The sequence below is a fragment of the Magnetospira sp. QH-2 genome (assembly GCF_000968135.1).
Classification (GTDB): domain Bacteria; phylum Pseudomonadota; class Alphaproteobacteria; order Rhodospirillales; family Magnetospiraceae; genus Magnetospira.
Genome location: NZ_FO538765.1, coordinates 796801 through 818648, shown reverse-complemented (window position 1 = coordinate 818648; position 21848 = coordinate 796801). Strand labels below are relative to the sequence as shown.

Annotated in this window: 23 protein-coding genes; 14 read left to right on the top strand and 9 right to left on the bottom strand. The window is 56.6% G+C overall.

Annotation, left to right across the window (positions count from 1 at the left end; translation table 11 throughout):
* The first annotated feature begins 71 nt into the window (after positions 1-71).
* Positions 72-1019, top strand: coding sequence for a hypothetical protein (locus MGMAQ_RS04005; protein WP_046020533.1), 948 nt, complete (start codon positions 72-74; stop codon positions 1017-1019).
* A 144-nt stretch (positions 1020-1163) separates the two neighbouring features.
* A complete protein-coding gene (locus tag MGMAQ_RS04000) occupies positions 1164-2027 on the top strand; it encodes a serine protease (protein ID WP_158498768.1) in 864 nt (287 codons plus the stop codon).
* A gap of 39 nt (positions 2028-2066) precedes the next feature.
* Here MGMAQ_RS04000 and ald read toward each other — a convergent pair whose 3' ends face one another.
* A complete protein-coding gene (gene ald, locus MGMAQ_RS03995) occupies positions 2067-3197 on the bottom strand; it encodes an alanine dehydrogenase (protein WP_046020531.1) in 1131 nt (376 codons plus the stop codon).
* Positions 3198-3305: 108 nt separating this feature from the next.
* Here ald and MGMAQ_RS03990 point away from each other — a divergent pair, with 108 nt between their 5' ends.
* Positions 3306-3563: a hypothetical protein gene (locus tag MGMAQ_RS03990; protein WP_046020530.1), complete on the top strand. Its 258-nt coding sequence runs from the start codon at positions 3306-3308 to the stop codon at positions 3561-3563.
* Here the strand turns inward: MGMAQ_RS03990 and MGMAQ_RS03985 are convergent.
* Positions 3560-4432 (bottom strand): DMT family transporter, encoded by an 873-nt coding sequence (locus tag MGMAQ_RS03985; RefSeq protein WP_046020529.1) that lies wholly within the window; start codon positions 4430-4432, stop codon positions 3560-3562. The genes MGMAQ_RS03990 and MGMAQ_RS03985 overlap by 4 nt on opposite strands.
* Complete coding sequence (locus MGMAQ_RS03980) at positions 4429-5229, bottom strand: hypothetical protein (protein ID WP_158498767.1); 801 nt, start codon at positions 5227-5229, stop codon at positions 4429-4431. Before MGMAQ_RS03980 ends, MGMAQ_RS03985 begins: the two co-directional genes overlap by 4 nt.
* Before the next feature lie 73 nt (positions 5230-5302).
* Here MGMAQ_RS03980 and MGMAQ_RS03975 point away from each other — a divergent pair, with 73 nt between their 5' ends.
* From MGMAQ_RS03975 to MGMAQ_RS03965, 3 genes are all read left to right on the top strand, one after another.
* Entirely contained in the window at positions 5303-6127 is an 825-nt protein-coding gene (locus tag MGMAQ_RS03975; RefSeq protein WP_082085249.1) for an N-formylglutamate amidohydrolase, read from the top strand.
* A gap of 12 nt (positions 6128-6139) precedes the next feature.
* Positions 6140-7279, top strand: coding sequence for a carboxylate-amine ligase (locus MGMAQ_RS03970; protein WP_046020527.1), 1140 nt, complete (start codon positions 6140-6142; stop codon positions 7277-7279).
* Between the two features lie 178 nt (positions 7280-7457).
* Entirely contained in the window at positions 7458-7958 is a 501-nt protein-coding gene (locus MGMAQ_RS03965) for a protoglobin domain-containing protein (RefSeq protein WP_046020526.1), read from the top strand.
* Positions 7959-8013: 55 nt separating this feature from the next.
* Here the strand turns inward: MGMAQ_RS03965 and MGMAQ_RS03960 are convergent, their stop codons facing one another.
* Positions 8014-8631 carry a heme-binding beta-barrel domain-containing protein gene (locus MGMAQ_RS03960; protein WP_148560838.1) on the bottom strand — a complete coding sequence of 206 codons (618 nt, stop codon included), beginning with the start codon at positions 8629-8631 and terminating at the stop codon, positions 8014-8016.
* A 223-nt stretch (positions 8632-8854) separates the two neighbouring features.
* On the opposite strand from MGMAQ_RS03960, the gene MGMAQ_RS03955 reads away from it, so the two are divergent.
* The 6 genes from MGMAQ_RS03955 (at position 8855) to MGMAQ_RS03935 (ending at position 15768) form a co-directional block, all read left to right on the top strand.
* Complete coding sequence (locus tag MGMAQ_RS03955; RefSeq protein ID WP_046020525.1) at positions 8855-9676, top strand: hypothetical protein; 822 nt, start codon at positions 8855-8857, stop codon at positions 9674-9676.
* A gap of 385 nt (positions 9677-10061) precedes the next feature.
* On the top strand, positions 10062-11492 hold the full coding sequence (locus MGMAQ_RS03950) for a tyrosine-type recombinase/integrase (protein ID WP_148560837.1): 1431 nt from the start codon (positions 10062-10064) through the stop codon (positions 11490-11492).
* 145 nt (positions 11493-11637) lie between these two features.
* Entirely contained in the window at positions 11638-11802 is a 165-nt protein-coding gene (locus MGMAQ_RS20945) for a hypothetical protein (RefSeq protein ID WP_158498766.1), read from the top strand.
* Positions 11802-12461, top strand: a complete 660-nt coding sequence (locus tag MGMAQ_RS03945) for a hypothetical protein (protein ID WP_046020523.1) — start codon at positions 11802-11804, stop codon at positions 12459-12461. The genes MGMAQ_RS20945 and MGMAQ_RS03945 overlap by 1 nt, the downstream gene beginning before the upstream one ends.
* A complete protein-coding gene (locus tag MGMAQ_RS19270) occupies positions 12461-14119 on the top strand; it encodes a DNA N-6-adenine-methyltransferase (RefSeq protein WP_052716097.1) in 1659 nt (552 codons plus the stop codon). Before MGMAQ_RS03945 ends, MGMAQ_RS19270 begins: the two co-directional genes overlap by 1 nt.
* Positions 14119-15768 (top strand): DNA methyltransferase, encoded by a 1650-nt coding sequence (locus MGMAQ_RS03935; protein WP_046020522.1) that lies wholly within the window; start codon positions 14119-14121, stop codon positions 15766-15768. Before MGMAQ_RS19270 ends, MGMAQ_RS03935 begins: the two co-directional genes overlap by 1 nt.
* Here MGMAQ_RS03935 and MGMAQ_RS03930 read toward each other — a convergent pair whose 3' ends face one another.
* The 5 genes from MGMAQ_RS03930 to MGMAQ_RS03900 form a co-directional block, all read right to left on the bottom strand.
* Positions 15769-16209, bottom strand: a complete 441-nt coding sequence (locus MGMAQ_RS03930; RefSeq protein ID WP_052716096.1) for a hypothetical protein — start codon at positions 16207-16209, stop codon at positions 15769-15771.
* Positions 16210-16234: 25 nt separating this feature from the next.
* Entirely contained in the window at positions 16235-17155 is a 921-nt protein-coding gene (locus MGMAQ_RS03925) for a hypothetical protein (protein ID WP_148560835.1), read from the bottom strand.
* Positions 17156-17849: 694 nt separating this feature from the next.
* A complete protein-coding gene (locus MGMAQ_RS03915) occupies positions 17850-18356 on the bottom strand; it encodes a hypothetical protein (RefSeq protein ID WP_148560834.1) in 507 nt (168 codons plus the stop codon).
* 562 nt (positions 18357-18918) lie between these two features.
* A complete protein-coding gene (locus MGMAQ_RS19265) occupies positions 18919-19896 on the bottom strand; it encodes a dienelactone hydrolase family protein (RefSeq protein ID WP_052716095.1) in 978 nt (325 codons plus the stop codon).
* A gap of 63 nt (positions 19897-19959) precedes the next feature.
* The gene (locus MGMAQ_RS03900) at positions 19960-20280 is read right to left on the bottom strand and encodes a hypothetical protein (protein ID WP_046020516.1); all 321 of its coding nucleotides are present in this window, start codon (positions 20278-20280) and stop codon (positions 19960-19962) included.
* 124 nt (positions 20281-20404) lie between these two features.
* Between MGMAQ_RS03900 and MGMAQ_RS03895 the strand changes: the two genes are divergently transcribed.
* Both MGMAQ_RS03895 and MGMAQ_RS20255 read left to right on the top strand, forming a co-directional pair.
* On the top strand, positions 20405-20752 hold the full coding sequence (locus tag MGMAQ_RS03895; protein ID WP_046022921.1) for a helix-turn-helix domain-containing protein: 348 nt from the start codon (positions 20405-20407) through the stop codon (positions 20750-20752).
* 194 nt (positions 20753-20946) lie between these two features.
* On the top strand, positions 20947-21846 hold the full coding sequence (locus tag MGMAQ_RS20255) for a hypothetical protein (RefSeq protein ID WP_148560831.1): 900 nt from the start codon (positions 20947-20949) through the stop codon (positions 21844-21846).
* Positions 21847-21848 lie beyond the last annotated feature (2 nt).

Genomic DNA, 21848 nt, shown 5'->3' with positions numbered 1-21848 from the left:
CATCTATTCACCAGCCACGAAACACGTCGGCCCAGGTGCAGTGTATCTTTATTTCTTTCGGGGGATTGATCATGAGGAAGCTGTTTACGACCACCGCCCTGGCTGCATTCGTTGCCGCCGGTGCTTTCACTTTCGCCCAGGCCGCCGACCCGGCGCCTGCGCCCCAGGCACCCCAGTTCCAGGGCTACGGCCCCGGATACCAGGCGCCCGATGCCGAGACCATTCGCGCCCATCAGGAAAAGATGGCCAAGCAGATGATGGAATATGGCCAGAAGATGATGGAAGCCGCCCAGCAGATGCAGGCGCAGGCGCAGAAATACAACGCCGAAAAGACCGCCGAAGTGCGCGCCGCCTGGCAGGCTCGCATGGATGCCTTGAAGGCCATGCAGGACGCCGAGCAGGAAATGCGCAATGTGTCCACGCAGCGCACCAAGGGCCCGCTGAGCGAAGAGGACCGCAAGGCCCGTCGCGACGCTTTCAAGGCCGCTGCCGAGAAGCAACAGGCCGCCATGAAGGCGCTGGCCGAAGCCAACATGAAGACTTCAGATGTCTTCTCGCCGCTGAGCCGCGAAGATCTGGAAACCATGCGCACCGAACAGATGCGCAAGGCTTTCGAAGGCCGCAAAGAGCAGAAAGAAGCCATGCAGGCCCGTCAGGCCGAAGCCAAGGCCAAGATGGAAAAGCATCAGGCCGAAGCCAAGGCGAAGATGGAAAAACACCAGGCTGAAGCCAAGGCTCGCCAGGAAGAGGCCAAGAAGGCCGCCGAAGCCCGCAAGGCTGAAGCCCCTCAGCGCCCCACCAACGAGCAAATGGAAGCCATGAAAAAGAAGGCCGAAGAGCAGCGCGCCGCCATGATGAAGCAGCGTGACGCCCGCCGTGAAGCCTTCCTTGAGCATGGCCCCAAGGGTCCCTATGGCAACCATCCGGGCTTTGCCCCTTATGGCGCCATGGGCGGCAACCCCTATGCCCAGCAGCCGATGGCTCCCCAGCCCGCGGCCCCGGCCAAGCCGGCCGAGTAACGGCATAGACCCTATCGGATTTGGGGGAGAGACCTGGGGCGGAGGAGCAATCCTCCGCCCTTCGTTGTGTTGTGAGTTGTGGACTTCAGGACGCCTCTCGGAAACAATGGAGCGACGGGTCAGTTCAGGGAGCAGTGGATGGCCATGAACACGTGGAGATCGGCGAGAGGGGCGAGAGGGGCGCAAAGCAACTGCGTCAAACTCCTGCTGCCTTTGGTCGTCGCCACGGTGTTTGCCGGTGCCGTGTGGGATCCTGCCAATAGTGCTCCGTCCGATCTGTCGGGCTGGAAGGGTGGCATCATACGGCGGGGCGCCGATGGTAAGATCATCCGTGACGCGGACGCTTTCGATCCGCTCGAGAAGCTGACCAAGGGGCGCAAGAAAACCGGCATTGGCAGCGGTTTTTTCATTACCCCCGGCGGCCACCTGCTGACCAATCACCACGTTATCAACGGGTGCAAACTGATCACCGTCGAGACCCCGAGCAATCAAGCAGGCAAGGCCGAACTGCTGGATATCTGGGAAGGGGTTGATTTGGCCCTGCTGAAAAGCACCCTGACGCCCGTGGGCGTCGCAGCCTTCCAAGCGGAAGCCCATCCGGCGGCGGGCGCACCGCTGGCGGCGGTTGGCTATCCCACTAAAACCCTGCCTCCCATCAATCCGAAATACATTCCGGCGACCTATGGCAAGAAGCTAGGAGACCGCCACCCCTGGTTCAGCATGAAGGGCGAGGTCTTCCCGGGCAATAGCGGCGGTCCGGCCATCAACGAAGCCGGTCATATCGCTGGCGTGGTTGTGGCCAAAGTCAATGCGCCAAAAATGAAAGAAAAAACCGGCAAGCTGGTCACCGACCTGAGCTTTGCCATCCGTCTTGATGCGGTCCGCCAATTTCTCGGACGCAACAAGGTCAAGGTGACGACAGCCGACAAAAACAGTTCGCCCCTTGCTCAGAAGGCCCGCTTTGCTCATGCCAAGAAATTCGTCGCCCGAATCGGATGCTGGAAATAACCCGTCACTCTCCAACACACGCTGACCTATCAGAATCGGTCACGTTTTTCGTATTTGATCGAATCCGATAGGGTCGACGTAGTCGAGCCCCTGAGCCTCGGCCACCGGCGCACAGGTCAATCGACCCGCATGCAGGTTCAAGCCGTTAAGCAGGTGCGGATCCGCCGATAGGGCGTTACGCCACCCCTTGTCAGCCAAGGCAAGCACACGGGGCAACGTGGCGTTGTTCAGCGCCTGGGTCGAGGTGCGCGGCACCGCGCCGGGCATGTTGGCAACACAGTAGTGGACCATGCCCTGTTCCATGTAAGTGGGATTGTCGTGGGTGGTCGGACGGCTGGTTTCGAAACAGCCCCCTTGATCGATGGCCACATCCACCAGCACCGAACCGGGACGCATGCGGCCCAACATATCGCGGGTCACCAGCTTGGGTGCCGAAGCACCAGGAACCAGCACCGCGCCGATGACCAGATCCGCCCGGTCCACCGCCTGCTCCACCGTTTCCATGGTGGCGAACAGGGTTTTCAGACGTGGGCCAAAATGATCATCCAGTTCAGCCAGCCGGGTGGGGGATTTGTCCAAGATGGTCACATCGGCGCCCAGACCCAAGGCGATGCGTGCCGCATTGGTCCCCACCACCCCGCCACCAAGAACCGTGACTCGCCCAGGCGCCACACCCGGGACACCGCCCAAGAGCACCCCCGCGCCGCCTTGTTCCTTTTCCAGGCAGCAAGCCCCCACCTGGGAGGCCATGCGCCCCGCCACTTCGCTCATGGGCGCCAGCAAGGGTAGGCGGCCCTGATCGTCGGTGACCGTCTCATAGGCAATGGCGGTGACACCGCTATCCAACAAGCCGCGGGTCTGATCCGGATCCGGCGCCAAATGGAGATAGGTAAAGAGCACTTGGCCCTCGCGCAGGCGGGCAATTTCCTCGGGCTGCGGCTCCTTGACCTTGACCACCATCTCGGCGCGGGCAAAGACCTCATCGGCCGTATCCACCACCTGTGCCCCGGCGGCGCCATAGTCCCTGTCATCGCAGCCGATTCCGGCTCCGGCACCGGTCTCCACCAAGACTTCGTGGCCATGGTGGCGGACCGCCTCGCGGACACTGCCGGGGGTCATGCCGACCCGGTATTCACGGACCTTGATTTCCTTGGGGACGCCGATAAGCATGGGACTCCTCCTCTGACCAACCACGGAACCCGTTGACCCGGGCCCCGGATGAGCAAACAATCGTCCTGTGAATAGTATAACCCACCCTGTCCATATGGGGATGAACGGATGAAAAAAATACTCGTAGCGACCCTGGGTTTGATGCTGGCTTCGACCGCCATGGCGGCGCCCGGGGAACAGACGGCCTCTTCGGGCCAGCCGCTGGCCATCTATTGCAACAGCGTCCCGCATCTGGCCGTGCAGCGCTCCGATTCGGTGGATAACTGGGTGCGAATCTGCACCATTTGGCTGGCCGCCACCAAAAATCAGCTGACGGCCGAGGAAGTGGAAGAAGCCAAGCGCAAGGCCGCCGAGGCCAAACGTTAGTCGCTGCCCCGCCGCGCCAGATAGATCCCGCAAAGCACCACGGCCGCGGCCAAGGCCTGTGGCAGGCTCAAGGCCTCGCCCAGCCAGACCCAGCCCAGCCCGGCGGCGATCACCGGCTGTACCAGCAGGCTCACCGAGGACAGGGGAGCCGGGAGGTGGGCCAGGGCAAAGGCAATCAACCCTTGCCCGCCGCAATGGGAAAACCAAGACAGAGCCAACAGTATCAGCCAGCCCATGGACGAGGCAGTCCATAAGGATTCTCCCGACAACAGGACCACGGGAAGCAGGGCCAGAGTCGTTCCCGCCGTGGTCCAGGCCATCACCGAGAGCACCGAAAAGCGCGCCCGCAAGCGCCCCACCGCGAGGAGATAGGCGGCATAGAACACCGCCGCCGCAAGGGCCAGAAGATCCCCTTGCAGATGAGTGCCGCCCAGATCGAGACTGTCGCCGAACAGTCCCAGGGCCCCGGCCAGGGCCAAGGCCAGTCCCATCAAAAACAGCCGGGAGACGGTCTCCTTGAACAGCATCACCGCGCCAAGGGTGACAAACAGCGGCGCGAAATTGGCCAGCAGGGTGGAATTGGCGATGGAGGTGAACATGATGGACCAATGCCACAGCGCCAGGTCGCCCGCGAAAAAGACTCCGGCCAGCAGCAATTTGACCCGGTCCCGGTGTGTGGTCGGACGTTCGCCGCCCCGTCGCAGATCCAGGGGAGTCAGCATCCACAGCAACGGCAGGGCGAGGAATACCCGGTGAAAGGCGGTGGCCGTCGGGTCCATCTCGCTCAGACGCACGAACAGAGGCGCAAAGGCAATACCCGTTGCTCCCAGCATCAGGGCCGGAAAGGCATACCGACCGGATGGGGTCATGGCCGGGAATGATCCAGCAGGTACAAAAGCAGGCTTGTGGCATGCCAATGGGAGCGGCAGTTATCTTCGCCGACAAAGCACAGCCCCCCGTCCGATCGTACTTGTCGCCGCAACCAATCCAGGATTCGGGCTTTCTCGCGTACGGGCACCCGCATCCAATCCAGAAAGATCAGGCTTTCCGCCAGCCCGTCCAGAAATCCGGCCCGGGCCATGTCAGGCAGCGCACGCACCATCCAGGCAGCCCCCTTTTTCATTTCCTCGCTGGCCGCCCGGCAGTCGTGCAGGGCGAGAACTGCATGGGTGGTGAGATAGAAATCCAGCTGCTTTTTGTCGTCCACGAAGGCGCCGTCCAGGCGTTGGCGCTCCAGCAACCGCGCCACGCCGCCGGGCACCCGTCGATCATGGTCTTCCTGGGTGTAGCGGCAGAAAAAGATCAGGGCGTTGGCGGTGTCAAAGGGTTGGGTGCCGGTGGCGCATTGACGAAATGCTGCCTCTGCCCAGTCGGTTTCAACCTTTCTTCCCGTCGGCGCCAGGAATCCGGCCATCAGCAAGACATCGGGCAGCTTGGCGCACCCTGGCGGGTTGGAATGCAGGCCACCTAGGTATTGATACACTCGGTCCAAAACGTGACCTGCCTCCGATTGGTGCTGATGGAACCCCGCCGTTAGAGGGAAAGTCAGGGAGGCCAGCACATTGTAATCCGGGTCCGTTTTATTCAGTTCCGCATTGAGCGTTTGAACCACCCAGGCGCGGGTGTCCGCCCGCGCAAGGTCGCTCAGAAGCAATGCCCCAATCATCAACGGAAAAAATGTCCATCGCATCGCACAATTCCCAGTCCCACCCGGCGCCGAGTCGCGTTATAGTCATAGCATGTACGCCAAGACCATGGACCCCACTCCCTATCCCGGTGCCGCCGATCTACTCGGCCCTGGCGATCCGCCGCTGTTTGAAGTGGTCAATCCGCAGGGTAATGCCTCGGTCTTGATTGTCAGTGACCACAACTCCAATGCCATCCCCGCCTCGTTGAACAGCCTGGGACTTCATTCCGACGATCTGACCCGCCATATCGCCTATGACATCGGTGCCGACGGGGTCGTGCGGGGATTGGCTAGACGGCTGGATGCCATGGCGGTGATGGCAGGTTACTCGCGCCTGTTGATCGACAATAATCGCGCGCCCGGCGACCCCACCGCCATTCCTCAAATCAGTGATCAGACCGGCATTCCCGGAAATCAGGGGCTGTCCGAGCAGGATATGATCGAGCGGGCCGAGGTCTTCTTTCACCCCTATCACCATGCCATCTCCAACGGCGTGGATCACCTATGGCGCGCCGGTGGCAAGCCGCCTGCCCTGTTCTCCATCCATACCTTCACTCCGACCATGAACGGCGAGGACCGCTATTGGCATATCGGGGTGCTATGGAACCGCGACCCGCGCCTGGCGGTGCCGCTCATTGATGCCTTGCGCTTGGAAGACGACTTGCATGTGGGCGACAATGAGCCCTATTCGGGCAAGCTGACCGCCTATACCATCGACCTGCATGCCGGAAGCGCCGGACTGCCCAACGTGGCAGTTGAAATTCGCCAGGATCTGGTGGAAACACCCGAAGGCGCCGATGCCTGGGCCGATCGGCTGGCCAAGGCACTGGGGCCGATCCTGGCCCGCGATGACCTGCACCGGGTCGAGCATTTCTGACAGGAGAAGGCGATGCCGTACGCGGAGCCCAGTTTCACCATCGGCATCGAGGAAGAATACCTGCTGATTGACCACGAGACACGCGACCTGGTGGTCGATCCGCCCGATGCCCTGTTCGAGGACTGCGAACAGGCGGTGGGCAATCTGGTGCGCCCGGAGTTCATGCGATCTCAAATCGAAGTGGGGACCTCGGTCTGCGGGGATATCCACGCCGCCCGGGCCGACCTCCAGCGACTGCGCTCGCGGGTGGCCAACGTGGCAAACAAGCATGGCTATGCCATCATCGCCGCCTCCACCCACCCCTTCGCCCAATGGATGGACCAAAAGCACACGGATAAGGCGCGCTATCATATTCTGGCCGAGGATATGCAAGCGGTGGCCCAGCGGCTGCTGATCTGTGGCATGCATGTGCATGTGGGGATCGAGGATGACGAACTGCGCATCGACTTGATGAATCAGGTGTCCTATTTCCTCCCCCACCTGCTGGCCCTGAGCACCTCGTCGCCGTTCTGGCGCGGCCATCGTACTGGCTTGAAATCGTACCGGCTGGCGGTGTTCGATGAACTGCCTCGAACGGGGCTGCCGGAACGCTTCGATTCATGGGCCGAATACGAGCGCCATTGGAAAGTCCTGGCCAAGGCCGGGCTGTTCGAGGATCCTTCGATGATATGGTGGGATGTGCGTCCGGCACACAAGTTCCCGACCCTCGAAATGCGGATCACCGATATTTGCACCCGCCTGGACGACGCTTTGTCGGTGGCCGCGCTCTATACCTGCATCCTGCGCATGCTGTACCGCTTGGCCCATGACAATCAGCGTTGGCGAATCTATGCCGATATGCTGATTCAGGAAAACCGTTGGCGGGCGCAACGCTACGGCTTCGACAAAGGACTGGTCGATTTTGGCCGAGGGCGCCTGGTCCCGTCAGGTCAATTGATGGATGAACTGCTCGAACTGACCGCCGAAGATGCCGAAGCCTTGGACTGCCAACGGGAACTGGCCCATGCCCGCAGCCTCGTGGACAATGGAACCTGCGCCGATCGGCAAATGCGTGTTTTTGAACAAGCAGTTGAAAATGGCGCCGATAAACAAGAAGCCCTCAAACAGGTGGTCGATTTCCTGATCGAAGAGACCCTGCGGGGAATCGATTGAACGGCCAGGACTGACAGCATGAAAGTCCTCCTCAATCTCGGGGCATGAACTTCTTTCCGGTCGCCCGGGCACTCGATCATTGTCTTCAAAGGGCCACCGTTTCACGGAATTGGACAAGAAGGCCGTCGTCCCTCTAACATGAGGGAAAAACCACACTGATGGGGAATCGGAAAAACCAATGGCAAAATTTAAATGGAGCGGCGGTAAAAAAACGTCCAAGGCGCTTGAACAACAGCTTCAGTTCACCGAGCTAAAGGATACGGACCCGGTTGACGTTGCAGACCTTTGGTCCGCGATCGAGCCTTGTCTGGATGGCATCTTGGAGGATTTCTACGATCGGCTGGAACGTTTTTCCGATGATCGGGAATTTCGCCAAATGAACGTGACCCGCCTCCGCATGGCGCAAAAAACCCACTGGGCGATGCTGTTCGATTTCAAGTTTTCCGCCGACTACGAGGCCAGCGTCCGTCGCGTCGGCGAGGTTCATAGCGAAATCGGGTTGGAGCCCGAGTGGTATATCGGCGGATACACCTATTTCCAAAACCGCATGATCGATGCCCTGTACGATAAGTACGGGGATCAGGCCTCCCGCTGTCATGACCTGACCAAAGTGCTCAATCGACTGATCGGTATCGACATGGGCCTCGCCCTGGCGGCCTATCAGTTTGCCATGGAATAGCTTCGATGAATGCGCCCGGCCCGCGGGGTGGGCCGTCGCACTCACGATCGCGCTGTTATACGCGGTTCAGCGCGTTGTCGTCCGTATGCTCGAACACCTTGCCATAAATATCGACCAGGGTTGTCTGCGCATAGGTCATCTTCCCACCGCCCGCAATGACCTTTTGACGAAATTCCATGGATGACGCCTTCTTGGACATGAAAGGAGACTGAGCGATTCCGAATTCCGGATCACCCAGTTTCGCCGTCAGTTCCATGACAACCCGCCCTTCACCATCGGTTTCACCCGAATACAAGCCACCGGCGACCACACTGACAGCCCGGGGAATCACGAAGGAATGCATGACGAGCTTCTTATCCCGATCCCAAATCCAATAGCCGGTTTGGTCGTGAAATATCTCGTCATTGGACTTCCGTCGGACAATTTGCCGGTAATAGACGGCGGCGAGTTTTTGTTCCTCGGCATTGCTGAGGTCACCAATATCCTCATAGGTAATGGTCTCGTGATAGGGGTTGTTTTCCTCCCCATCAGGTTCCGGGGCGATATCAACACCCTGATCTCCCTTCCACGTTCCTAGAAGCTGTTCGAGAGGGCCATAATCAACATCCGAGTAGTTCGCCATGCCGCGCTCCTGTCTTGTGTGCGTGATGTATGCGGCCCACAGAATACCCAATCACAGGGGGGCGTCCACGGAAATTGACCGTTCTTCAGGCGACTCCGGATTGTGGGCGACGACCATGGCATAGGGGCTTTGTCGCGGAGCAATGAAAGGTCGCCAAATGGTCGCCCCAATAAGGAGGCAACCGTCGGATTCGAGGCACTCACAACGGGGACATTCTTCCCAACCAAGACCGGTTCCGCTACCATCGGGTTCGAATTTGGGATGTATCGGGGTCATGTCGGAAAAAAAAGCGCTTGTCACGGTCCTTATCGGTGAATTCCATCAACAGCTTTGGGCCCAGCACTTCCAACCCACCTGGGAACCCTATGCCAAGGCCCACGGCTACGACATTGTGGTTATCGACGACTACATTGACCCTTCACCCCGTTCCCGGGATCGCCGCCCCCATTGGCAGAAATGCCTAATCCTGGAGCATGAACAGGTTCGAGACTACGACTCGGTGGTCTGGATCGATGGGGATGTAGCGATCAATCATCATCGCGCGCCCTGCATCGTCGAGGCGCACAATTCGGATCTGGTTGGAGCCCTCAGCTACGGTCAGGTTTTGAAGTACGAAGATGGCTACTCCGTCTTGGAAAGCCGACTGAATCAGGCTTTGGAAGGGCAGTTCCGGCACCGCACCATCCCCGAACATTACACGGATGCGGGGCTCCCGGGAGATGTGGATGACTGGACCAACACTGGTGTCCTGGTGCTAAAACCCCGCCTGCACCGCGACCTATTGCGCACCGTGTATGACGGCTATCAAGAGACCCCGATGTCCATGGCCGACAACATGCCGTTATCTTATCATTTGTTCAAAAACAAATCGGTAAAGCCCCTGGACCCAAGGTTCAATTGCGACATTTTATATGCCTTGCTGGACCACTATCCATTTATCGTCTGGCCCTCGGTTCGCGACAATCAACGAATCCGGTCGATGGTTGCCAACGCCATCTGGGGCAACAACTTTTTTATCCACTATACGGGGGGATTGGGTCGCGACTTCCGCATGGATATCCGCTTTGTGCGGACTGAAAACTCAGGGATTTTTTAGCCCACCCCGCCCCATCCCTTGGCTTTTCTCCCACGTTTTCGCAAACACTCTCCCGCAACTCTTGGGGGCATCTAAGAAAAAAAGCGCCGATCAGATGACAACCAATCATCCGCGGCGCTCAAACATTCTTTGGAAAAATGGTGGGCACGACAGGGATTGAACCTGTGACCCCCGCCGTGTGAATGGTGATCAAGTAGGTAATTTCTTACATCATTCGCTACCGTTTTTCGTGTTACTATCTTCTATAATTTATTGCAAAATAAAGACTAATAGCGGACATTGAAATTCCGTCTGGTTGGGCGTTGGGTAAGCCATAAGGAATGGAAATTCTGGGGACATCCTGGGGGCACATCAGAATCGAGTTACGGTGAACTGGATCAACTGCTTGGAGCACGGCATGGCAGGACAGGGGTCGGACGAGTATGTCTTTGACGATATACCCGTCGTGCTGAGAAGGAAAAAGGGCAGGAATACTTGGACCGCTAGGATCACCTTATCGGGCGGAAAGCGGGTCAGTGCGGATGCCGGTCGCATCGAACGCGGCACCGGGGAAGCCAACCTGGATCGGGCAAAGAACAGAGCCAGGGAGCTTTTTGCTGAAGCTCGCCGGGACCTCAAAAAAGGTCATAGCGTCGTCAACAAGCCTTTCAAAAAAATCGCTCTGGAATTCCTCGCCGATTTCGAGGCGTTGGTCGAAGAGGGAAACGAACCGGCCTGGAAGTTAGAGCGACTGCAAACCTCGATGAACCGGTACTACACCCCGTTTTTCAGCAAATACGACATCGGCGGCATTACCGATGATGATCTCGTTCAATACCACCGTTACCGGATCGCCTATCACAGAACTCATAAGGAAGAGGAAATCACCTACGAGCGGAATGGCAAAACCATTACCCGCACGCACAAACCTAAAAAACCTTCACGGGACACACTCGCCAAAGAGCGGAACCATCTTATGTGGCTTTTCGATTGGGCGGTCAGCCGGAAATACCTCAGCAAGACCCAGGTTCCAGAGTTCCCAAAGCTCGAAGGCGAAGGAGATCGGAGGGGTGCCTTTGATCGAGACGAGGTTGTTCGGCTTCAGGAATACTCGATCCGTCGCATTCTGCGATGTCCGCACGAGCCGACGAAACGCCCATGGATTCTCTGCCATTACATGATGATGTTCATCTACTTGACGGGATGTCGTCCGTCAGAGGTAAAGAAGCTGCGGTTCTCCGATCTCGTTGAAGGATTCGATACACAGGGTGGAGTCAGTTTTGGCATCGACCTGAAGCCCCGCCATTGCAAGAACAAGAAGCACGCCCGGATCGTCGTGCCTCTTGCCGGTTTCGCAAGCCTGTTGAGCGAAATCCAGAAAGTCTATCGCCACTTCGACAAGCACGACACCGAACCGAGTGACTACATCTTTCATAACCCGGACGGCACGCAGATCAAGAAAGCCAATCGTTCCTTCAGGACCTTGCTTGATCTGGCAGGCATGCGTGATACAGGGGGCATGTCCGAGGAACTGGCCTATTACTCCTGGAGGCATACCTATGCGACGGAACGAGCATATGAAGAAGTTCCCGCCGACAAGGTTCGCCGATGGATGGGAACGTCGTTTCGCATGCTAGAGCGGTTCTACCTACATGCGGAAAATGATCGGGACCTTCGACAGGAAAAACAGGAGCCATTCAGCCCCATCGTTTTGCCTTTCCACCTCCAGAATTTGGTTACCGGCGAAGATATGCTACCTCCCCCAGACTTGGAAACTGCGGAGAAGCTGAAGACCTACTTCGCGAACTGGGGGCGGCATAAGCGGCTACAAAATTGAGAAAAAAATTCTCGGCTAGGCCCGGATATTTGTTGGACAATTTTCGTGTCAATACTTTCGGAGAGAAATATTTTCGATCTGCTCAGTATTGACGGATTCTGGATCTGTGATCCCATGGAGTCATCTTGAACAACAGGAGGACTCCATGACGAAGCATCTCGAAATCACCAAGAACACCGCTCTGAACGCCCCTGCGATCACCTGGATCGCCCCCACGGTCAGCAAGACCGCCCCGGCTCCCATCGCCGCCAACGATAACGATCCCCTCAATTGTGAACCTGCCGCAGCCGCCCTCAAGGCGGCGGCTTGATGGAGGAGATCGATATGACCCAGCTTCATGACAAACTCACCACAACCATCGCCAGCGTCAACGCCTATGCCGTCGCCCTCGACGGCAGCCATGCGGCTCTGTATCAGGTCCTGGCTCATGCGTGCGACCTGTACCTGACCGCCAAGCAGTCACCCGACGCATTCGTCGCCCTCGCCACCGAGGCGGGTGTGCGTGTCACCGGGCAGGCGAGCGAACCGCTCGCCCTGCTGGTCATCAAGCTCGTGTTCCACAATCTCAGCGACTTCAAGTACGATCACCGCCGCAAGCACGGCAACTGGTCGCTGGTCCTCGCCCACCTGGACGAGGCGGGCGTGCCGGTCGAGATGGCTGAGACCTACCTCGCCAACGGCGGCGTTGATCATTGCGTCAAGCAGTATCACGCCGCCCGCAAGGCGTCGGTGCCGACCGCCAAGACCGCCGCCGCTACCCCGAGCGTCGCCAACGACGAATTCACGGCATCCCCGTCCGCCGACATCATGGAAATCTCTCCCGCTCCGAAGGGTTCCGCCCGCAAGGTCCTGCTCCTGGGCGAGATCGCCGAGGACGGCTCGATCACCGTGCTGCGTGTGGTCGAGAGCGACGAGACCGCCGTGGCGGCATTCCTCGCCGCCAACGACGATGAGAAGGAGGCCGCATAATGCTTGTCCGCCTCCACGATACCTGCTCCAGTTCCCTCCGCAATGCCGGTGGGGACTATCGCACCGCCGACTTGAAGGTGAACCTGCGTCCGACCGTGGTCACGGAATTCCGCGAAGCCTTCGGCGGTGGAGCCTCTATGACCTTCACCATGATCCGTCGCGGTCTTGCCGAGCGTTTTTGGTGGAACGACCTTGACCCTCATCTGGTCAACTTCTGGACCATGGTCCGGGATCGGGCCGACGATCTGGTTGGCCGTCTGCACGCCATCCGAGGCGAACATGGCCTCGGCAGCGAGGACCTGTTCAAGCTGGCCGAAAGCATGGTCGGTTCCGACGACGCCATCGAGGCGGCGGCGGGATTCTGGGTTCGCAATCGCCTGGACTACGGGGGAACCAACGGGAAATCCGGTTACAATCCGAGCTATGTCCGCGAAGGTCGTGGGGTGAAGAAGCATTTCATCGACAACATCCTCGGCTTCTCTGAGCTTCTCCAAGGCGTGAAGATCACCAATTTGGATTACCGCGACGTGTTGGCGGAACCGGGTGACGGCGTTCTCAACTATGCTGATCCGCCGTTCGAAGACGTTGGCCCTACCATGTACCCGTTCGGTGAAGAGGACTTGGAGGAACTTTCCGCCTTGGTCCGTAACTGCTCCCACGATTGCCTCGTGAAGGTCAACGACAGTCCCGCGAACCGCTTACGCTTCGCCGACATGAAACCCATCCTGCGGACCTATCACAGCAGCATGGGCGAACATTCAGAAAAGGCAGAACTCCTGGCGGCGAACTATGATGCTCCGCTGTACTCGGTCTACGCCCGCCAGATTGGAGAGCCGCTGTTTGATCTGGAAGCTCCGGCAAACGACAACATCCGCGAATTGCCTAAATCCGTGCCGGTCGGTGAAGACACGCAAAAACTGTTCCTCGACCCGAAACGGGGAAAGCGTAACCCCGAGTGGTACACGCCGGATTGGATTCTGGATCATCTGTACGCCGCCAATGGCGACCAACCGTTTGACATTGATCCCTGTTCGCCGATCAAGGGACCGCAGGCCCCTGTTTGGGCGAACCGCCACTATACCGTCGAAGATGACGGCTTGACCCAACCGTGGCAGGGTCGGATGTTCATCAATCCGCCTTTCAACGATCTGAAGCCTTGGCTGAAGAAGGCAGCGGAGTCCACTTGGTGCGGCGAATTTCCCAATGCCCCGACCAGGGACGCTGCTCGCTGCAAGGCTCCTGCATGCGAAAGCATTGTCGGCTTGATTCCGGCTCGTCAGCATAACCGCTATTGGCAACACTACGTCGCCTATCATGCGAAAGTCTGGTTCTTCCACGGCAAGGTCAAGTTCCGCAAAGGGCGTATCGGCGACTTGCAAACCGCCAAGACCGCCTTTCCCGAGGGCCTCGCCCTGGTCATCTGGGGCAATCACCGTCCGTTCACCGACTATTTCAATTCGGCTTTACCGGGAATGCTCCACGTGGCGGATCGCTCCCATCCGACCATTCCCGATATTCCGATCAAGCACCATTGGTCGAAGATCACGACCCGGCCCAGTGTCGTGACTCCGGTCGAGTGGTTGATCGAAGCCGACGAGTTCCGCCGCATCGGCGTCAAACGGAAAGCCACCAAACCGGCGATGAAGGAGGCGGCGTAATGTTGATACGATTGGCTGATCATCAACGCACGCCGCTCGCCTACCCCGGTGGTAAAGCAAAGATGGCGGAAACGCTGTCGGGGCTGCGTCCCGATGGCTACCGCGAATACCGTGAGTGTTTCGCGGGTGGAGCGGCGATGTTCTTCCATATCCGCCGCCATCATCCTTGCGAACGGTATTGGATCAACGACCTCGATCCGCAGGTCTTCGCTTTCCACAACATTTTGCAGCAGCAACCGGCAGACCTGATCGGTCGTCTCCTGTACCTCTACGATATTCATGGCGGTGGCTCGGAAGACCTGTACCGCCAATGGCTCGACTGGAACGAAAGCGAAGACTTGATGGATACGGCAGTCGCAACGTTCTTGAAGCACCAGATCGTGCGGGGAACAAAAAACACAGGATACGGATTCGCTCGCAAGCGGGTCGAAGCGGGCGAGGCGGTCACCCGGTCGAAGATCGAACGCCTCAACGGTTTCTCTGAACTGCTGCAAGGCATCCATATCACCTGCCAAGACTACCGCGATGTTCTGTCGGCTCCGGGAAACGACGTGTTCTGTTTCGCCGATCCTCCATACGAAGAAGTCGGCAATCGGATGTATGAATTCGGGGATTTCGACCTGGAGGGCTTCACTCTAGCCGTCGAGGCATGCCAGCACGATGTTCTGATTACCTTGAACGATTCACGGACAGTTCGAGAGGCTTTCTCCCAGCACCGCCCGATTGTCCATCAAGTCGGCTATTCCGTGAGTGGAAATCAGCAAGGGCAAGAAGTGATCATTCCGACCTACCAGACGCCTCTGCTCGATATCTATGCCCGCCAGATCGGGGAGCGATTGCCTGAACCAGTCCCTGCCGTGGCGAACGACAACGATGCCCGCCCTCTCATGGACTGTGTTTTCAACCAGTCCTGCGAGGACATGTCGCTGTTGCCGGACGATTCGATCCATCTGACAGTCACCTCGCCACCGTACAACGTGGGGATCGGGTATGGCGAAAACACCGACGACGACCGTCCGTTCGACGACTACCTGGATTGGCTTCGCAAGGTGTTCGTGGAAATCCATCGGGTCACCGTTGTAGGTGGCCGGGTCTGTATCAACATCAACAACACGGGTCGCTCGCCCTATATTCCTTTGACCGCCCATATCCATTTGATGATGGAGGAAGTCGGTTTCTTGCCTCGTGGAGAAATCATCTGGAACAAGGGCGGAGGCGTTGCCGGTTTTGGGTGGGGGTCGCATGGGAAGCCGTCCAATCCGGTACTGCGGGATGTTCACGAGTACGTGCTTGTCTTCTCAAAAGGGGATTACTGCCGCACCGATCTGCGTGACCGGTATCGAGGGATCAAACCGATTTCCAGCGACGATTTCGCCGATTTAACCCGCTCGATCTGGAACATTACTCCTGAGAAGGCAACCCGTGTTGGTCATCCCGTCCCATTCCCCGTCGAACTTCCCCGCCGTCTGATCAAGCTTTACAGCGGTGAAGGTGACCTCGTTCTCGATCCCTTCATGGGGTCGGGGACGACGGGAGTTGCTGCGGTCGAACTGGATCGTCGCTATCTGGGCTTCGAACTCGAAGGGAAGTTCATCAAGCTCGCCGAACAACGGATTGCCGCCGCCAGGGCGAACAGGAAGGCGGCGTAGCTACGCCGTCTTCTTGCGGGATGCTTGCTGACGGGCGACGGCAATGCGGTCGTCGAACTCCCCGACCAAGACGGCTTTCTTGATCTCTTCGAGGGTTTTAATCACGTCCTTCAAGGACTTGCCGCATTCGATGCTGGGCATACCTTCCTCAAGCTGAACGACGGCGGAAGAACCGTAGCGGATTTCGGTCAGGAACAGGTCGCCATCCTGCCACCACCACTGCTTCGGTTTGGACTGGATTTCCTTTTTTACCTTCTTCGTGACGCCATCTTCGGTCACATCGAAGTACCGATGACGGGTCACGGTGAACACCTCGCCCTTTTCAGCGGCCTGGATGGACTCGATCTGAACATCGATGCCGTCCGTCACGATATCACGCGGGTTTTTCTTGCGGCGTTCGACTGCCGAGGGACGTTTTGTCGAACTCAATTTGAATTTCATTGACGACTCCATTAATAAAAATCGATCATATATTCATGATTTCACAATTTATGATTCCGTCAATACTTTCGCCTTTAAAAATATCTCCAACAAGATTCATGATGCTTGGCTGGGGTAATGGGGCCACATTCGTATCTTTGCTTGGGAAGAATTTAGGAGTCGGTGGCGGCGACCAGTCCAATAGTTCCTGAAGGACCGTCAAGTCCTCTTCCGCTCTTTGACGAATCCAGTGCGAAAGCTTGTTCATTTCACTGGTCAGCAGGCTGTCGTTCAGGTCGGGGGAGCAGCGTGTTCCCAGATGGCGGTCATCCTGACTGCACCCGATGATCTCAATACCCTGGGCTTTGATTCTGGCGACCAGCAGCAGGTTAAACGCCGTGGCGAGGTCGGCGGATACGGGTAGGAGAAGACGGTAAATCCATTTTCCTTCGATCTGTCGCTGGCGAATGCTCACGAAACATTTCGCATGCAGATTGGTAAACTGATACGAAGCAATGGCGTCCCGGCCTTCGGTGTCCTGCTCGTGGTCCAATACGAAGTTAATGAACCTAGGGTCGAGATTATCGATCATCCATTGATAGAATTCCGGGATGTATTTGATGGCGACGCCATACGCCATGGCCCCGGCATGGACGAAACGATGGTCTTCCGTGATCGTCCCCCTTGCCGACCGGCGAATCTCGGGAAGAATCTCAGGCGTTTTCAGCCGTTGGAACGTCATCCAATCAAGGAGAGCCGGAGTATTGCGAACCCACCACCCGTGGGTGGCGTCCGTTGACCGTTCGCCAAACTCAGCAGCGAACTCTTGACCCATGAATGAACCTCGAATGATGAAAATGCTGGTGTCCCTCTCCTCATTGGGCAGGGAAAAACCAGTGACCACATGTTGGAATTTGTACCGGCGGCGATGACCCCGCATGAATCGCCAGAGCAGCAACTCGGTCACCGGATCAGGCCGGAAGCATGGCTCACTCATCGTCATAAACCCGCTGACGGATTTCCTGCCAAATCTCATCAAGGATGCCATCCAGGTCCTCAATCCCACCGATCAGGGCTTCCCGGTCGTCTCCTTCGGTGGTTTCCACCTCCTCCTCGCTGTTCGTAATTATGTCCTGAATTCGGACAAAGCTTCGGGTGAGTGTTTCCATCGAAAATGTTCGATCTTCTGCCATGGCGGCAGAGAACGTACTTGGCTTTCGCCCCATTACCTCCCGACTAAACTGGTACTGGCTCTGGCAAATATCCAGGTCTTTGCAGCGTGTATAGATGTCTCTCCAATCCAACATGTTTGTCCTCCAGATTATTGTAACTGGAGGTATTTATCTGCCGCCCTCGTCGCCGAGGATCATGTCCAGTCTTTCCTGGCAGCGGCGACACATCGCCTGCCTCAACAAGCTGTCCGTGATTGTCTGCTCAATGGTTGGATCGGGTTGTGTTTCTTCGAAACGAGAGACGAGGGGATGGTTCATCGAAGGTCTCGGATTTTCAGTAGTATTAAGTTTACTATCGTTTCTTCTCATGTCCGTATGTAGAGATCATCTAGCTCCCTTCTAGACGCCAGTTGATATTGATATTTCAGGCGAATTCATCACGCGGAGATACTCACGCATTCAAAATGACGCCATGGTTTTTCGAGCCTTTTATCTTGCCTTGTTCACCGGTCCATCGTGAAACCAAGAAGTTTTCGGACACAGTGCTTCACTGTTTTCAGCCGATATCGTCTTGCATATGTAGTTCGCCCACTTACCGGGCGTGTTGCCATTGTCGAAAGCCGGATTGATCTCGATCCTCGCAGGGATGGCTTTGTTGCCGAAATACTCTCTGTCAAAGGTGAGAACGCTCCTCATTTTGTTGTTCCATATTTCCTCCATTGCTTGTTGCAGGGTACAGCTTTCGATAATCTTCGCTTCGGGATGACTCGAAGGCCGTATCAATCCATGGCAATGGAAATTGTCGCCCAGCGGCCCACCTTCGATCATGTTGATCCGCTGACACCGATGGGCGTCGCTACGAAGCGAGCGTCGTCCGAAGACGGCTTTGTCGAGTACGTTGAAAAAGAACCTGAGTTCTTTTTCTACCCGTTTTCGACTTTCAGCCATCTGAAATGGAAAGGTCAACGTATACGCCAACCCATCCCGCCAGTTCATCTCGCTCAAACACGAGACGAATTGCCATCGTACTGAATTCACCATTTATCTCTACACCTCCTCTCGTCGCTGACTGCCATATGTTGATAAAAGAAGAACCTCGTCGGCTCCCGGCACGGGGTAGAAAACAGCCAACGAGGTTCGTAAGATCAGCACAACTTCAATAGAGGTTGGTATGTGAAAATACCTAACGAATATGTTGGAACGGTTTCTACTCCGACACCATTTCTATTTATAAACTTCGATTATATGGAAGACACCACGTGGAAATCATTATTTATATTTGACCATATCAAGAAAAGATATATTGAGAATCTTTGTTGAACGGAGCAGCCGAACGGGATGCCGTTTTATTGAACGATCAAATTTATCTCGACCAATAAGGTCCGCCAATGGTCAGCCATCTCTGATATTCCGCACTCTTCGATGTACCAACGGCACTTCGACCTCGCCCGGTTGGCACCATTGATCTCGACGAGCTTGATGGCTCCGAGCCTGATCAGAAGCGGATCGACAGCATCGATTTCCCTGTAGAGGCAGACGGCAACGGAATCCCCGGTATTCACGACGGCCCTCTGAACGGCTTCACAAAATTGAAAATCCGTAGTCGTGCCTTGTTCATCGCATCAAGTGGCGTTTTGTAGAGCGTCTCGGTCGGATTGGTATCCGGCTCGCACATCCCTCCCTTAGCACGAATAGCCTCCCGATCTTCCTTGGTAAGCGTAGCTCGACCCGAAGTCCCTTCGATGAAGACGCCATCCGCTCTTTGCTCGAAAAAGCAGGCATTTGGCGACCACACCGGAACTTCGAATGACGGCACTGGGAGAGTGAGCAGGCTGGGGGTGTCGAACGAATGCCCGAGGCCAGGATATTCGAGGTATTCGATGGACGGACTTTCCGTCCGTTCGACAAATCGGCGGCAGTGGACCGGCCACGTCAAACGATCCTTCCCCGCCGTCATCATCAGAACCGGTGAGCCGGTCAGGGTCATGTTTAAAGGGTAGTAGCCACAGTACGGATATTTGGCGACATGGAAGGCATAGCGTAGATCATCGGCGATGAAATTCCGTCGTAATGCTTCCATGGCGGTATACAACGCGACGATGCCTCCCTTCGAACCGCCCATGATGCCGATGCGTTGGCGGTCCACATTCGGGTGTTTGGCAATTTCCTTCAGGGCAATGAACCCATCGGCGATCATCTCGTCGTTGGTGACGGAAAACGGATCGAGGAGCGTGTTCTTTACGCCACGCGGACGATAGCTATCGATCTGGCCGACGATGAAACTCCGCTTCAGAAACTCATCCCGCCACCAGCGATTCCGCCCGTTCACCCCACCCGCACCGTGGGCGATGACCAGGGCGGGATATTTACGATCCTTGCGGAAATCTTCCGGGAGGAAGATTTCGAGAGTCGCCGGTCGCGTCTTCTTGAAATCATGACGGTAAAGATAAGTTGGGGAATGGAATACTGGCGACTGGAAGGTAATGATTTCGCCTGCTTCGGCTGTCGTCGCCAGAGACGCTACCAAAGCCGCCATGACGATAAGAAATCCAGTAGTTCGTCGCATTCCATTCCCCACGGAACCTGTCCTAGCGTCGCCTTAGCGGCGGCATTCCATGGCAATCTGCTTACCAGCTTCCTGCCCGACCTGACCGGGGCTGCCATCGATCTCACCACCGGCAACCAGTTTGCCCACGGCATTGGTGACGGCCTGCCGACCGGCAGCGGGGTTCGATGCCGACGCAGCACAAAGGGCAGCGAAGTCGTTATCGGATTTGACTTGAGCGACTACTTTCGCCACATCCGACGACCCGCTGGATGCCGAAGACGAAGACGTGGACGTGGATGACCCGGTGGTCTGGCAGGCAGCCAAAGCTCCAGTCAGAGCAATAGCGGAAATCAGCGTGACGATGCGTTGCATTGAAACCCCCTTGAAATGGTAGAGCGAGATTTTCGACTCGATAACACGGAATATTACATCAACTATATAAGACGGAAAATTGCGTCAATGGTCAAGCCCGGAACTACAGATCAAGGTTCGGGACATGACGGAATCACTTGGAATACAGCTTGGACGCAGGTTGAAGGAACTCAGGGAGGCACGTGGCCTCACCCAGGTTCAGCTTGCAGAGCTATTGGGAAAATCAGTCGAGACGATCAGTAACTTCGAGAGAGGAAAAACTCTCCCCTCCCTGGTCACCCTGGAACAGGTGGCGGGCAGGCTGAATGTAAATATTCTGGACTTTTTCGAGGACGTAGCGATCCGCTCGACCGACGACGACACCCTATCGGACAACGCCAAGACAGTCAGGAATGCGGCGGAACTCTTACCGGAAAGCGATCTGGAAATCCTGGTAGGCGTGATTGGTGTGTTGGACTCCAGGCGACGGTAATTGGCGATATCGGGATCGAGTTTACTTTGACAGTTCCTCAACCTCAGCAAGGTATGAGTATGTCCGAGAATTTTGAGTGCCCAATTTGGAAAACGGCAGCAAGTCTTGTTCATAGCGGAGATTTCGGGGACCAACAGGTTATCGAGTCCCCGCGAGCCGGTGGGCGGTACATACTTACAGGTACGGCCAGAGCCATGATCGAGTATCTGTCCGACGATGAACGCATGAGCATTACTCAGTGGATCGTCGAGCAAAACCTCATTGGAGCAGAGGCACTCGTTACATCTACGACGCTCAAAGAAGTTCGTGGACGGTCGCTTCCCCACCCGAACGATAGGGCCGAATGGCTCCTTGGTTATCTGGTCAGAATAAGCCAACACATTGGACAGAATCTTAGTTTCCTGCCTTTGTTGGATGTTCAACAAGATGGAGGTGGCAACCTCCATTCAATCTCGATGACAACCTATTCAGATAGTGCAAACTATCTGCTGGCGTGGTCTGCATCGGCACAACATGAGGAGTTGCAGTTCCTCTTAAAATTCTTGGAGAGACGCGGATATCTGGAACTAGGCTCAAATGGCCCAATCCCTGATATTGTCGTTCAACCTGAAGGGTTTGCCCATGTAGCGGAGCGGAGTTCGCGACCTTCCGTATCCCACGAAGCCTTTGTTGCCATGTGGTTTGATCCGTCCATGGACGAGGTTTATGAACTGGGCTTTGAAAAGGCGATCAGAGAATCCGGGTATGATCCAATTCGCATTGATCGCAAAGAGCATATCAACAAGATCGACGATGAAATCATTGCTGATATTCGGCGGTCAAGATTTCTCGTTGCAGATTTTACGGCCCGTGTCTTGGAACTAGACGATGGTCAAATCTATGAAGCACGGGGTGGCGTCTACTTCGAGGCTGGTTTTGCCCATGGCCTTGATATCCCAATTATTTGGACATGTCGGCACGATATGACCGACCATCTTCACTTCGATATTCGGCAGTTCAATCACATTGTTTGGTCCGATGCCGAAGACCTCTGTACGAAACTCACAAACCGTATTGGAACAGTCATTGGCGACGGACCTCTGAAGGCTGATTAGCT